Raw genomic sequence first — 13213 nt, forward strand, 5'->3', positions numbered from 1 at the left:
TTGAGGTTCTGAGGAAATGACTGTTAAGCACACCAAACTCCTGATCGTAGGCTCCGGCCCTGCTGGCTACACCGCCGCAATCTACGGCGCGCGCGCTATGCTGGAACCGCTTCTGGTCACAGGTGTGCAGACTGGCGGTCAGCTGACCATCACCACCGACGTTGAAAACTACCCAGGCTTTGCAGATCCAATTCAGGGTCCATGGCTCGTGGAAGAAATGCGCAAGCAGGCAGAAAACGTCGGCACCAAGATCGATTACGACACTATTCTGGAAGCTGACCTCTCCAAGCGCCCGTTTGAGCTGAAAGGCGACAGCGGCACCCTCTACACCGCAGACGCGCTCGTCATCGCAACCGGTGCACAGGCAAAATGGCTCGGTCTGCCTTCTGAGGAAAAGTATCAGGCTGGCGGCGTATCCGCATGCGCAACCTGTGATGGCTTCTTCTACCGTGGCAAGGAAGTTGTTGTGGTTGGTGGCGGCAACACCGCTGTTGAAGAAGCGCTCTACCTCGCTAACCTGGCAGAAAAAGTCACGCTGGTTCACCGTCGTGATGCTCTGCGCTCCGAAAAGATCCTTCAGGAACGCCTCTTCAAAAACGAAAAGATCAACGTGGTCTGGGACAGTGAAGTGGATGAGATCCTCGGCACCGAAAATCCAGCTGTTGTGACTGGCATCCGCCTGAAAAACCGTAAGACCGGTGAAACCACAGAAATGTCCACACACGGCGTATTCATCGCTATTGGACACGCTCCAGCGGTTGACCTTGTCAAAGATCAGGTAAAGATGAAGGAATCCGGTTACATTTGGACCGAAGCTGATTCAACTCAGACATCCATTCCGGGTGTGTACGCAGCTGGTGACGTGACTGATGAGCAGTACCGTCAGGCCGTGACCGCTGCAGGAATGGGCTGCATGGCTGCACTGGAAGCAGAACGCTACCTGGCAGCTTTGGAATCTGAAACCGAAGCAGCAGAATAAGAAACCGGGAAGATGGGGGGAAAGCAAATGCCAGGCCGTTCTTTGGATTGGGACAAGCTGCGAATTTTCCACGCAGCAGCACAGGCAGGAAGCTTTACCCACGCAGGCGAAGCTCTCAACATGAGCCAGTCGGCTGTCAGCCGTCAGGTCAGTGCACTTGAGGCAGAGCTGGGTGTCCCCCTCTTCCACCGTCATGCGCGCGGGCTGATTCCAACAGAACAAGGCGAGCTTCTTTACAGAACCGCCCGTGAAGTTCTGCTGAAACTGGAAACCGTTCAGTCCCGCCTGACAGACACCAAGGAAAAGCCAAGCGGCACGCTTCGTGTCACCACCACAGTGGGCCTCGGCTCCACTTGGCTCACCGCCCGTGTCAACGAGTTCGTGGATCTTTACCCGGACATGCGTCTGGAACTCATCTGCATGGATGATGAGCTGGATCTGGGCATGCGTGAGGCAGATGTCGCCATCCGCCTGCGCCAGCCAACACAGCCAGACCTCATACAGCGCAAGCTGTTTACGGTGCACTTCCACGTCTACGCCTCACCGACCTATATTGAGCGCTTTGGCAGCCCAAGCACCATCGATGATCTGGACCACCACCGTCTGATCACCATCGGTGACAACATGGCCTCCTACCTGCGCGCGATGAACTGGCTTGCAACAGCCGGTTTGCCAAACGGCGAGCGCCGCGATGTTTCCCTGCGCGTGAACAACCTGTCTGGCATCAAGAAAGCCGTACAGACCGGCGTCGGCATCGCTATTCTACCGGACTATATGGTTGAGCCCGGTGCAGGCATCAAACGCGTTATGTCTGTGACACAGGAAGAGCTGCCAAGCTTTGATACCTACTTCGTATATCCATCAGAGCTGAAAAACACTGCTCGCGTGACCGCATTCAGAGACTTCCTCGTCTCCTATGCAGAACGTTGGACACACTAGGCTGGAACTCTGCAAAAGAACTGATTTGGCTTGATGAGCCAGCTCAGGAGTTTCAACCCTAAGTTTTGCACTGCAAAATAAATAATATTCCAGATCTCTTTTGAAGCCTCTCAGACCGTCTGTGAGGCCTTTTTCCCGCCATCCCATCCCGAAATGACAATATCTTACGCAGAGTTAGCTTTCTGATAGTTGTCAAATCCTGCAATGAAGTTCCGAGGGTTTTGAGCCCCCTTAAAAATGCATAGCTGCAATGCAAAAATTAAGGATTGCTGTTTCGGCGCTGCACTGCATATATACACCTGCTGTTGATCAGTTGTTGTCACACCTCTCCTCCCAGTGACATCAACATCCGATCAACTGTTCCCCTCTGGAAGGTGATTGCACCCATTAGGTGCTTTATCATTCATCACTTCGAAACCGGACCGCATGGTCCGGTTTTTTTTTGCCAAATGCCAAAGATGACCAAGGGTCTCCCTAAGTCTTTTAGTCAGCAAACCTCTCCAAGCACCTCGCAGCACACAAAGCTAACAGCGCACCTGACGCGCTATAAAGCTGTTTTGAAAGGCCTTTTGCTGAGCAGTTACAGCCGCTGACAAACACGCATGACATGCTCAAAATCGCCCTGCCTAAAAACAGACCTAAGGTCGCTTACTTCTTGGGCACACTAAAAAATCAACAATCCCGGATACACGCAGAGACATGCGGATTCATCAGGCTATTGCGCAGCACCACCTTGGGAAAACCCATCAGATTCAAGGTATTCCCAACTCACATAAACTAGTAGTTTCTGCAATCCTTACTCAAATTAACTATATTTTTCCTAGGTAAATCTTCAAACAGTGAAATTTCACCACCTCTAATCAGCGAAATTACAAATCAGCTTGCATCCTTTACTTATCGAATCATACCTATTGGCAAATATCCGAGGTAATGGATGTGAATGACCTGAGAAAAGCATTTTACACTCTGGTTGCCTGCGCACTTTTCGCAATCTATGGCGAAATCTCCCACGCCATAAGCGAAGCTGACAGAGCGGAACGGCTCGGCAGTCAAATCACTTTGCACATTCCAGCAGAATAACAGCGGCACACTTTGATTCCTCTTTTAACGAGGACAAGCCGCTTTTCAGTTATCCACAACAACCGGCAGGTTATCCTTCCAGTTCAATCCTGCCTAATCCTACAGCTCTAAAAATCCATTGAGTGAATAGGCTAATTCGCCAAACCCAACACCACATCACAACGCGCACAAAAAAGCCCGAGTGGCTTTGTCGCTCATTCGCAATCAAACCACTCAGGCCTTTTAAAAGCTTATCAGCAAGCGTTTACCGGTAGAGGTTCTGCCCTTCCAGATCCTTATAAAGGTGCGCCACCTGCTCCGCATAGCCATTGTAAAGCTGTGTTGGCACGCGCTCATCCGTACCCAGCAAACGCTCAGAAGCCTGCGACCAGCGAGCATGCGGCACTTCAGGGTTCACATTCGCCCAGAAACCGTACTCGCTCGGGCCAATCTTTTCCCAGAAGCTGACCGGACGTTGATCAGTAAAGGTAATCTTCACGATAGATTTGATGGATTTGAAGCCGTACTTCCATGGCATCACCAAACGGATCGGCGCACCATACTGCTTCTGCAACGGCTTGCCATAGATGCCCGTCGCTACGAATGCCAGGTCGTTCATGGCCTCATCCATGGTCAAGCCTTCAACGTAAGGCCACGGATACCAGAACTGACGCTGGCCGCTGGCCACGTCGGAATCTTCAAAGGTCTCAAAACGGATATACTTAGCACCATTCTGCGGACCAGCGTACTTCACCAGCTCGGATAGCTGGAAGCCAGTCCACGGCACAGCCATCGCCCACGCTTCAACACAGCGGTGACGATAAAGGCGCTCCTGCAAAGGCATCTTACGCACCAGATCATCAAAATCGATGGTCTGCGGGTTATCAACCATACCGTCAATGGTGATCGCCCACGGACGTGTCTTCAACGCCTGCGCTGCACCGGAAATGCGCTTGTGTGAGCCAAACTCATAGAAGTTGTTGTAAACAGACGTCACGCTCTCAGGCGTAATTGCCCTTTTCAGGGTGAAATCAGGGTTCCGCTCAGCTGGGTAGAGATCAAGGGTTGGGTCTTTGCCATCCTGCGCAAACACACTGCTCACCAAACCGGTACCACCAGCAGCCAGACCAAGGCCAACAGCGCCCAAGCCCTTCATAAACCTGCGCCGGTTGAAGAACACATCCTCAGGTGTCGCTTCTCTTTCCGGAATAATCCATTCAGGCCTATGAATAATGTTCATGCTGCCATCTCCAAGCAGGTAAGGGTTACGGTAATGTCTATCAATATTGGCCTATGACTTAGCGGCGAAACCCCTTAAACTTCAAGTAAACCCCCCGTGATCCTTTTCGTGATCACGGAAGGCGGGCACAGGACGAACTGTCAGACCACTCGGTTCAAAGCCGCCATCAACACCCAATCAGATTAGATTTCTTTAAATTCAGCAGGTTCAAGACACCCGTTCAAATACGCCTCCAGCTTATTCTGAAACGCGCAGCGTATGTCAGACAGGGCAAAGGAACGGCACCATGACAATCGGATTTATCGGCCTGGGCGCCATGGGCCTTGGAATGGCCCAGCGCATCAACAAAGAACACGCTCTGAAGGTCTACAACCGCTCTCCGGAAAAAGCCGCTGATCTTGTCGCGGAGGGAGCACAGCAAGCCACATCCCTGCAAGACTTTGCAGACTGCGATATGGTTTGCTCAATGCTATCAGACGATGCAGCTGTTGAGGCCGTCTATCTTTCCGGAGACACTCTGGCACTCCCACTCAAAGAAAACAGCATCTCCATCTCCCACAGCACCATCAGCCCACCAATGGTAGACCGTCTAGTTGCTGCCCATGACCGTGCCAATGTCCGGTTCCTGTGTGTGCCAGTACTTGGCCGGCCAGACAAAGCCGCAGAAGGGCAACTGGTCGCGGTAGCAGCAGGCGAGCGCAGTACAATGGACGATGCCCGCTCTGTGCTGGAAGCCATATCCATGCGGCATTTTTGGATGGGTCCAACACCGCGCCAAGCTGCGGTCACCAAACTAGGCATGAATTTCATGATAGCGGCGGCAGTAGAAGCCTTGGCCGAAAGCTTCACCCTTACAAGAAAAGCTGGCATAGATCCGGAAACCTTCCTCACGCTGATAACAGAGACACTGTTCAGCGCGCCCATCTATCAAGCATACGCCCCCCTCATCGCCCGCGAGGAAAACCCCACTCCCGGCTTTAAGACCGCCTTGGGCTTGAAGGACGTCAATCTAGCGCAGCAAACAGCTCGGGACCTCAGAGTACCTCTCCCCACAGCAGAAGTCATCGCCAACCAACTCCGTACCGCAATCGCTGCAGGGTACGCAGACGAAGACTGGTCCATCCTCGCCCGCCTCATGGCCCAAACAGCCTCCCTGCCACCCATCAAACGAAGATGACAGGATTGATCACAAGAGGTTATGGTGCATCATTCTTTTGATCCACGTTATTTTGTTTTGAGTGTCCCATGACTGATTGCTTTGTCTGTACCAAACACAAAACCCTCTCACCCGACTTGGCGATGAACATTGACGGCTATAACGATTTCGTGGTGGCCCACGCGCCAGATCGCACTGCGGACAGCACCAACCTGATTGGCACCCTGATCATTGAGCCACGCGTTCATGTGCAAAACTGGTCAGAACTCAACCCACAACAAGCAGCGCAGCTTTGGTCTCTCATTGGGCGGGTAACTGGCACTCTCTATGCTCATTCTCAAATCGAGCATGTCTACACTTGGGTATTTGGAGATGCCGTTTCACACCTCCATGTCTGGCTCATGCCACGCTACAAAGGCACGCCTAGAGAATACTGGGGCATCAAAGTCTCCGAGTGGCCTGAAGCCCCAAAGGGTGGGCAGGTGCAAATGGCAAGTTTCATAAAAGAGCTAAACGCACTGACCAGCAAAGCTGAGACCGCCTAAGCATTACCACCAAAGAAAAACCCGGAGCACGGCCCCGGGTTCTTTTTCTGTCTCACTTTAGAGCGTATTCCCGAAAAGTGGTTCCGGTTTTCGGACAAGAATACGCTCGCAAGCTCTGGAGTATCAGGCTGGTGTTGTTGCACCCTCAATCACTTTGTCCGCAGCCTTACCAGAAAGCTCGGCCAGATGGTCAAAGTTACGAGAGAACGTTGCCACACCAGCTGTTGCAGAGCGAAGCTCTACAATAAGGTCGCTGAGTTCACTCTCAGGGATCATCGCTTCCACTTCATCCCAGCCATCCCAGTTATCGCGGGCATCAAATCCAAGGATCTGTCCACGGCGACCGGAAACAATCGCATTGATACGGGCTGTGGTATCTGATGGACAGGCCACAACAACCTTATCAACGGGCTCAAGAAGAACTGGCTTACATTCCTTCAAACCATCTTTCATGGCCAAAATACCTGCCATGCGGAAAGCCTGATCGGAACTGTCAACGGAGTGATAGGAGCCATCCTTCAGCGTCACAGCCACATCCACAACCGGGAAGCCTAAAGGCCCTTTCTCCAGAGCTTCCTTCACACCATCACCGACAGATGGAATGTACTGTTTCGGCACCACACCACCGGTAATCGTGTCGTTGAAGCTATGCCCTTCACCACGTGGCATAGGTTGGATTGACAGCACGACATCACCAAACTGACCGTGGCCACCACTTTGCTTCTTATGGCGTCCGCGCAGCTCAGTCGTACCGCGAATGGTTTCCTTGTATGGAATGCGAGGTTCAAAGCTCTTCACTGACAGACCATAGCGCCCTGTCAATTTCTCAAGAGCAACCCGCAGATGCATTTCACCCTGTCCCTCCAGAACGGTCTCACCCGTGCTCTGGACCTGGGTAATACTCAGGGATGGATCCTCATCCACCAACTTGGAAAGCGCCGTAGAGAGCCTGACTTCATCCTTACGTTCTGTCGCCGTGATCCCTTTGGAAAGAACAGCGTCGGGAGTATCAACGATAAACAGACTTTGCGAAGGCTTGGCACCAACACCAAGTGTCATGCCGGTTTCAATATTATCTAGCTTGCCAAGAGCCACCAGATCACCAGCAACAGCCTCCGAAATCTTCTTTGGCTGCAAACCCTGCATCTGGAACAGACCAGATGGCCGATACTCTTCCCCATGTCTGTCGTAAAGAAGCGCACCTTCCTTCACAGACCCACCAAACAGACGAGCAACAGAGAGCTTGCCGCCATGCGAAGTGTGATAGGTTTTCAGCACCTGAAGAACGGCGTCATCTTCCTTGAGCCCAAGACGCTTGCGCGTCTCAACAATACCTGGAGCATCATGACGCAAAGCCTTCAGCAAGCGCCGGATGCCATTGCCCTTGATCGCACTGCCAATGAATACAGGGCAGATTTCACCGCGCTGCATTTCCTGCACAAGATCATCAAAAATGACCTCACTCTCAGGCGCTTCGTCTTCTAAAAGCTGCTCCATAAGAACGTCATCGTGATCTGCCAGCATTTCCATCATGGCATAGCGCGCTTCCACCTCACGGGCACGCTCATCATCTGGAATCTCGATGGTCTTGCTTGGCTTACCTTCCTGGTAGACAAAGGCCCGCTCCAGCGCCAGATCAATAAAGCCTGTCGCAACGCCGTTCTCCCAAATTGGGATCTGGCGCAGCACCATTGGAAGGCTCGAAGCTGGCTGCAATGCCTGAAGCATCGCGCGCACACTGCCTGTTGCCTTGTCTATTTTATTCAGGAAAAGAACATGCGGGATGCTCCGCTGTTCGAGTGATTTGAGAATGAGTTGAAGAGCTGCTGTCTTCTTTTCATCTGGCTCAGCAACCACAACGGCGATATCTACGCCATTTAAGACACTGTTGCCTTCGTGAAGAAATTCTACGGATCCAGGGCAGTCGATAAATGTGAAGTGATCGCCCTTGTAGGTGCAGGTGGCAATGTTCGCCTCAACGCTCATGCTGTGATCACGCGCTTCGTCACTGCTGTCACCCAGTGAGCTTTTCGCGTCAACACTTCCCTGTCGCCCAATAGCCCCCGTTCGTGCGAGAAGAGCTTCCAGCAGTGTGGTCTTGCCACTTGCGAAAGGTCCAATTATGGCAACCGAACGAGGGCTGCGAACCCTGCCTCCGGCAACTCCGACATGCTTGTCTCCCATGATCCATACTCCCTGTTTGGGTTGGGAAGCAGGCACGGGCGCTTGCGCCACGGCGGCGCAAAATCACACGCGCCTTCCAGAGTATTATAAGACTCTGGATAAGTATCGTCACTCGGAAACACAGTGATATGCAAGCGCCAAAACAAAGGCGGACTGAAGCGTGACAGTCCGCCGCACAATATGAACCGGCGCTATTTATAAAGATCAAAGGGTTAGGATTCTCAATCTCCCTAAGATTTAAGGGATCACTGCTTGGTCAACCGCAACCCTGTAACACCCGCTGTGATGTTCGCTCCGGTCTGCCCCTGCAAGCTCAAAGGCTGCAAAGCGATGGAGCGGTTCAAGCCACCCAGCAGGACATTCGCCTGCACACCGGCACCCAGTGTGACACCAGCAGACACACCGCCATAACTCCCGGCAAGAGAACCCGGCTTCAGGTTAGCCTTCGGTGCAACAACACCCCACACCAACGTTCCAGATGTGACGGGTCCAATATCGATGCCATAGCTATTAATCGTACCGGTATATCCTTCGATGCGCTTGCCACTTGGCGATTTAAAGACACAGGAAAGTTCGTGAGAAGAGCCAACAATGAAGTTGGTCCCAGCAACCAGATCACAAGTCAAGGATCCAACTTCAACACCTGGGCGATCTTTCTTTGGCTCTTCAGCAGGAGCTGCGGGTGTGTCTGCAGAATAGGCGGAAGTGCTGAAACCAAGAGCGGCGACAGCAGCAAAAGCAAGGCATTTTCTCATTATTATTCTCCAGTGCTCAGGCTCTACGACCTTTTCACAATGGGAAACCAAAGCATGCAGACTGTCAAAGCCTTGCTGTGATCAGAGTGAACACTCCGCTTAGTTCCGGCGTTATTTTTACCTAGTGATATGCGTTAGAATTTGTGATTAGGATTTTCACCATAAACGTATTGCAGGCCCACCTGCGCTGCCCGTCACATCACCGTGTTAACCCTAAGCTTCTCTTAAGTCGCTTAGAGCAAATTGCGAGAAGTCCTGCATGCAGAAGGACTTACAGCGAAATAATCGATAAACCCTACATTCCGGGAAGGTTTCATAAAGCTGTAAACCGATTATTAACCATAGATGTTAAGCCTAATGATTTGACCCATTTTGGGACACTTTAGAACAATGTTTTAAATAAAACACGAGACTCTCCACTCAGAAATTGAGTACGGAGAATCAGCAATGCGCTCAAATTTGAAGACACTTTTGTTTGGCGTAACCGGTGCAATAGCCATTGCAACTCTTCCAGCGATCGCGCAGGCAAATCCCATCAATGCCCGCATTACCACTGCTTTCGGAGCACTCGAAGGCAAGATGCTGGGCCTGTTGTCAGGAACAGCTGCTTTCGGGCAGGGTCCAGGCTTTGCATCACAATTTGATGCGACCGCAGGCGGAACAAGAGACTATGGCTTTTATGCTGGCACAGGCCGCATGGGCTTCCGCACGCAGGACTACAACTACTTCGGTGTTGTTGGCTCTGCAGCGCAAATCAACGGTGGAGCCGGTTCCCTCGGCTACGTAGGTGCAGAAGCACAGGTTCACTTTGAGAACTTGTCTGTTGACAGCCTCATCGGCGTTCAGATGATCGACGATACGGGCTCTGTCATGGGTGGTGCAACCGCATCTTACTACGCCAGCGAAAACGCACGCTTTTACGCGGGTTACCGCTATCTGCGCGACAGCCATATCTACGCAATGGGTATGGAGTTCAAGCCAGGCACAGAAACCGCCAACGGCATGACAATGTTCGCAGACCTGCGCTCTGAGAAGCTCGAAAACGCTTCTATCATGGCAGGCGTCCGTTTCTCCTTCGCCGATGCACAGACATTGGTTGAGGAAAGCCGCGGCACATTCGTCAACAACAGTTACATTCTGGATGCTCTCCTCCCGGACTAAGCATCTAGTCTCGCGAAACACCTAAAACAAAAAAGGCGCTGCGTGATGCAGCGCCTTTTTTGTATTGAAAGCTGAGCACCAAAGAGGTCTTCGGCGCTCTTTTTCCAGATAAGCTTACTTCAGGTTTCCGCAGAAGCGCTGAATACGAGTACAAGCCTCAGTCAGAGCTTCAGTAGAAGTCGCGTAGGAAACGCGGAAGTTTGGACCCAAACCGAACGCAGAGCCCGGCACAACAGCAACACCTTCAGTCTCAAGAAGTTCACCTGCAAAGTCCAGATCAGTCTCGATCACCTTTCCGGACGGTGCAGTCTTGCCAATGGTGCCAGCACAGGATGGGAACACGTAGAACGCACCCTCTGGAACCGGGCACTCAAGACCGGAAGACTGGTTCAACATAGAAACAACCAGATCACGACGATCCTGGAAGACCTTGTTGTTGATCGGGATGAAGTCTTGTGTCCCATTCAGCGCTTCAACCGCAGCTGCCTGAGAGATGGAGCATGGGTTGGAGGTGGACTGAGACTGAACCTTGGCAATCGCCTTGATCAGATCAGCAGGGCCACCCGCATAACCAATACGCCAGCCCGTCATGGAATACGCTTTGGAAACGCCATTCACGGTCAGAGTGCGGTCATAAAGCTGAGGCTCAACCTGAGCAGGTGTCGTGAACTCAAAGTCATCATAGACAAGGTGCTCGTACATGTCGTCAGACATGACCCAGACATGCGGATGCTTCAGCAGCACATCGGTCAGAGCTTTCAGCTCATCACGGGTATAACCAGCACCAGACGGGTTGGACGGTGAGTTGAAGATCAACCATTTGGTTTTAGGCGTAATCGCCGCTTCCAGCGCTTCAGGTGTGATCTTGAAGGTCTTCTGATCCGCTTCAACAACAACAGGCTCACCACCAGCCAGCAGCACCATGTCTGGGTAAGACACCCAGTACGGCGTTGGGATGAGCACTTCATCGCCAGGATTGATGGTTGCGATCAATGCATTGTAGAGCACCTGCTTACCGCCGGTTCCGACAGTAATCTGGTTTGGCTCATACTTCAGGCCATTGTCACGCAGGAACTTGGCGCTGATTGCCTGTTTCAGCTCAGGAGTGCCATCAACCGCTGTATATTTTGTTTTGCCTTCATTAATAGCTGCAACTGCAGCAGCTTTAATGTTGTCTGGCGTATCAAAATCTGGTTCACCAGCACCAAGGCCGATAACGTCGCGGCCTGCGGCTTTCAGTTCGCGTGCCTTCGTGGTCACTGCAATCGTTGCAGATGGTTTCACACGAGACAGCGAGTCAGCGATAAAGCCCATAATGCCCTCCAATAGAAGCGGGTACGTTCTTCGCAAAATAAGTGCGCGCAGACCCTAAGGCGCAGACCAAAGCTTGGCAAGCGCAAACACGCCAGTTTTTCCGCTCAAATTTCGCCAAAGACTGCAGATTTTTTCAAATATTACTCCCCAGATATAATTAGAGGTTCTGTGACGCTGCGTCTCTTGTATTTCCAAAGGAACAAAGCTAAGCAGCCTCTGAAGCTAAAGACCTGACTATTTAGCTGGTCCCATCAGAAATGAGAGCCCGAATTCCGTGAAAAGCCTGCTGCGAAAACTACTCGAAAATCAGTTCATTCGCTTCGGAATGGTTGGCGGCTCCGGTCTTGTGGTCGATCTGGTCGCCCTCGCCTTTTTCTGGCAGGTGGTTGGCCTTGATCCCCTCATTGCGCGAATCCTCTCCATCTGGATTGCCATGACCAACAACTGGTTCTGGAATCGCATCTTCACCTTCCGCTCGGCAGGAAGTCCGTTTGGGGAGTATGTGAGATTCGTTTTGGTCAACAGTGTGGGGGCGGTCATCAACTACAGCACCTATGGCGCACTGATCACCCTGATCGAGGGCTTCTCCACCTATCTGGCTGTCATCCTCGCCACACTGGTGTCTATGACCTTCAACTTCGTGCTTTCAAAAATCTACGCATTCAAAAACTAAGCTTGGATTTTCAGGAAAGAGGCGCTGCATTTGGATGTGCCGACAGGGTAAGAAACACCCCTGCCAGCACAAAGCACTCAGGTCCGCCAGCACCTAGAAATTCTGGGAGATTTGATTGTTTTCTCGCCCTTACATCAAATGCTACTCGTAGGTGCAGCGCACAAACAACCCCTACCCTAACGGTATATACTGTTTTTTTTAACCATAACGATATCCAGTATTCCGCTCAGTAGAACTACATAGGATAAGTTTTAGCTGCTCAATAACGCTCATTTAACCAACTCCCTTTTCTTTTCCGCTGCTTAAATCGCCTATTACTCTCACCAGCGTCATACTGCTGCACAGCCCGAATGGACTGCAGGCAGGTGTTCCATAAGTTCCACTTGCAGAATAATTCCGAACAGGAGTAACGTTCTGTTACAGCAATAAGCGGGGACGAACGATGGCCGTAGAACTAGCACTATCTGCAGAAACTGTTCGCTTGATCGTACAGAAAGCGCGCGCTGTTTCCGAAAGCCTGCCAGACACTTACGAGGACGGGCACGAAGGTGACCTCTCCTTCGATACGGAAAAGCTGGAAAACGTTCACCATCACGACGGACTTGCAGAAGAAGAGCATGACGACTTTTCTGAGTCTGAACTGAGAGAGATTATCGACGACCTCAACATCGACGAAGCGACAGAACTTGTCGCCATCGCATGGATAGGTCGCGGTGATTATGACCAGAACGACCTGGATATTGCTTTCTCTGAAGCACGCGAACGATCCACGTCTCCGGTCTCAACATACCTTTTGGGCCTCCCCCTCTTGCCTGATTATCTCGAGGCTGGTCTCGAAGCTCTGAATCTATAAGAAAATATGGGCAATAGCAGTTTTGCAATTGAGCGATCTGCTTAAGCTCAACCTGTGGTATCTCGAACACACCAAAATCCAGTAATATATACTTTCTGTATTCGATGTAATCCGCGTCTATTGGCCCCTACTCAGGAAAACAACTGACCAGGGCCGCAGGGGAGCACAATGAGAACCTCGCCAGTTGACTACCATCGTAAAGAGCACGTCAGCCACGCCCAATCACCATGGCCTGTTGCGGCAACAGTCATCGCCGCTTTCGTTGGCATAATGATCATGGTCTTGTTTGTCTTTTAGAGCGTAATCCTAAAAGACAAATGCCAGCACACGCAGCACGAGTGAAAACAAACGCTAC

At 51.6% G+C, this 13213-nt stretch carries 12 protein-coding genes; 8 read left to right on the plus strand and 4 right to left on the minus strand.

Annotated features, from left to right (window positions below; all coding sequences use genetic code 11):
• The first annotated feature begins 16 nt into the window (after positions 1 to 16).
• Entirely contained in the window at positions 17 to 979 is a 963-nt protein-coding gene (gene trxB / locus PsAD26_RS24855) for a thioredoxin-disulfide reductase (RefSeq protein ID WP_063290001.1), read from the plus strand.
• Between the two features lie 27 nt (positions 980 to 1006).
• The gene (locus tag PsAD26_RS24860) at positions 1007 to 1918 is read left to right on the plus strand and encodes a LysR family transcriptional regulator (RefSeq protein ID WP_057461129.1); all 912 of its coding nucleotides are present in this window, start codon (positions 1007 to 1009) and stop codon (positions 1916 to 1918) included.
• A gap of 1324 nt (positions 1919 to 3242) precedes the next feature.
• On the opposite strand, the gene msrP is transcribed toward PsAD26_RS24860, so the two are convergent.
• Positions 3243 to 4217 (minus strand): protein-methionine-sulfoxide reductase catalytic subunit MsrP, encoded by a 975-nt coding sequence (gene msrP, locus PsAD26_RS24865; RefSeq protein WP_057461130.1) that lies wholly within the window; start codon positions 4215 to 4217, stop codon positions 3243 to 3245.
• 286 nt (positions 4218 to 4503) lie between these two features.
• Here msrP and PsAD26_RS24870 point away from each other — a divergent pair, with 286 nt between their 5' ends.
• Both PsAD26_RS24870 and PsAD26_RS24875 read left to right on the plus strand, forming a co-directional pair.
• Positions 4504 to 5394 (plus strand): NAD(P)-dependent oxidoreductase, encoded by an 891-nt coding sequence (locus PsAD26_RS24870; RefSeq protein ID WP_063312536.1) that lies wholly within the window; start codon positions 4504 to 4506, stop codon positions 5392 to 5394.
• A gap of 68 nt (positions 5395 to 5462) precedes the next feature.
• Positions 5463 to 5918 (plus strand): hypothetical protein, encoded by a 456-nt coding sequence (locus tag PsAD26_RS24875; protein WP_063312537.1) that lies wholly within the window; start codon positions 5463 to 5465, stop codon positions 5916 to 5918.
• A 123-nt stretch (positions 5919 to 6041) separates the two neighbouring features.
• Here the strand turns inward: PsAD26_RS24875 and PsAD26_RS24880 are convergent, their stop codons facing one another.
• Together PsAD26_RS24880 and PsAD26_RS24885 are read right to left on the minus strand one after the other, a co-directional pair.
• A complete protein-coding gene (locus tag PsAD26_RS24880; RefSeq protein WP_063312538.1) occupies positions 6042 to 8102 on the minus strand; it encodes an elongation factor G in 2061 nt (686 codons plus the stop codon).
• A 245-nt stretch (positions 8103 to 8347) separates the two neighbouring features.
• A complete protein-coding gene (locus PsAD26_RS24885; RefSeq protein WP_063298258.1) occupies positions 8348 to 8857 on the minus strand; it encodes a DUF992 domain-containing protein in 510 nt (169 codons plus the stop codon).
• Between the two features lie 447 nt (positions 8858 to 9304).
• Here PsAD26_RS24885 and PsAD26_RS24890 point away from each other — a divergent pair, with 447 nt between their 5' ends.
• Complete coding sequence (locus PsAD26_RS24890; RefSeq protein ID WP_063312539.1) at positions 9305 to 10018, plus strand: hypothetical protein; 714 nt, start codon at positions 9305 to 9307, stop codon at positions 10016 to 10018.
• A 114-nt stretch (positions 10019 to 10132) separates the two neighbouring features.
• On the opposite strand, the gene PsAD26_RS24895 is transcribed toward PsAD26_RS24890, so the two are convergent.
• Positions 10133 to 11332, minus strand: coding sequence for a pyridoxal phosphate-dependent aminotransferase (locus tag PsAD26_RS24895; RefSeq protein WP_063312540.1), 1200 nt, complete (start codon positions 11330 to 11332; stop codon positions 10133 to 10135).
• Between the two features lie 274 nt (positions 11333 to 11606).
• Here PsAD26_RS24895 and PsAD26_RS24900 point away from each other — a divergent pair, with 274 nt between their 5' ends.
• The 3 genes from PsAD26_RS24900 (at position 11607) to PsAD26_RS30375 (ending at position 13155) form a co-directional block, all read left to right on the plus strand.
• On the plus strand, positions 11607 to 12005 hold the full coding sequence (locus PsAD26_RS24900; protein WP_109316978.1) for a GtrA family protein: 399 nt from the start codon (positions 11607 to 11609) through the stop codon (positions 12003 to 12005).
• 442 nt (positions 12006 to 12447) lie between these two features.
• A complete protein-coding gene (locus PsAD26_RS24905) occupies positions 12448 to 12858 on the plus strand; it encodes a DUF3775 domain-containing protein (protein WP_063293957.1) in 411 nt (136 codons plus the stop codon).
• Between the two features lie 168 nt (positions 12859 to 13026).
• The gene (locus PsAD26_RS30375) at positions 13027 to 13155 is read left to right on the plus strand and encodes a hypothetical protein (RefSeq protein ID WP_256387170.1); all 129 of its coding nucleotides are present in this window, start codon (positions 13027 to 13029) and stop codon (positions 13153 to 13155) included.
• The last annotated feature ends 58 nt before the right edge of the window (positions 13156 to 13213 follow it).

This window comes from Pseudovibrio sp. Ad26, assembly GCF_001623285.1.
Taxonomy (GTDB): Bacteria; Pseudomonadota; Alphaproteobacteria; order Rhizobiales; family Stappiaceae; genus Pseudovibrio; species Pseudovibrio ascidiaceicola.

Bases quoted from the DNA above. Each gene is read 5' to 3' on its own strand.
- msrP (WP_057461130.1), bottom strand. From the start codon at position 4,217: ATGAACATTATTCATAGGCCTGAATGGATTATTCCGGAAAGAGAAGCG.
- PsAD26_RS30375 (WP_256387170.1), top strand. From the start codon at position 13,027: ATGAGAACCTCGCCAGTTGACTACCATCGTAAAGAGCACGTCAGCCAC.
- PsAD26_RS24880 (WP_063312538.1), bottom strand. From the start codon at position 8,102: ATGGGAGACAAGCATGTCGGAGTTGCCGGAGGCAGGGTTCGCAGCCCT.
- PsAD26_RS24870 (WP_063312536.1), top strand. From the start codon at position 4,504: ATGACAATCGGATTTATCGGCCTGGGCGCCATGGGCCTTGGAATGGCC.
- PsAD26_RS24890 (WP_063312539.1), top strand. From the start codon at position 9,305: ATGCGCTCAAATTTGAAGACACTTTTGTTTGGCGTAACCGGTGCAATA.
- trxB (WP_063290001.1), top strand. From the start codon at position 17: ATGACTGTTAAGCACACCAAACTCCTGATCGTAGGCTCCGGCCCTGCT.
- PsAD26_RS24895 (WP_063312540.1), bottom strand. From the start codon at position 11,332: ATGGGCTTTATCGCTGACTCGCTGTCTCGTGTGAAACCATCTGCAACG.
- PsAD26_RS24860 (WP_057461129.1), top strand. From the start codon at position 1,007: ATGCCAGGCCGTTCTTTGGATTGGGACAAGCTGCGAATTTTCCACGCA.
- PsAD26_RS24875 (WP_063312537.1), top strand. From the start codon at position 5,463: ATGACTGATTGCTTTGTCTGTACCAAACACAAAACCCTCTCACCCGAC.
- PsAD26_RS24905 (WP_063293957.1), top strand. From the start codon at position 12,448: ATGGCCGTAGAACTAGCACTATCTGCAGAAACTGTTCGCTTGATCGTA.
- PsAD26_RS24885 (WP_063298258.1), bottom strand. From the start codon at position 8,857: ATGAGAAAATGCCTTGCTTTTGCTGCTGTCGCCGCTCTTGGTTTCAGC.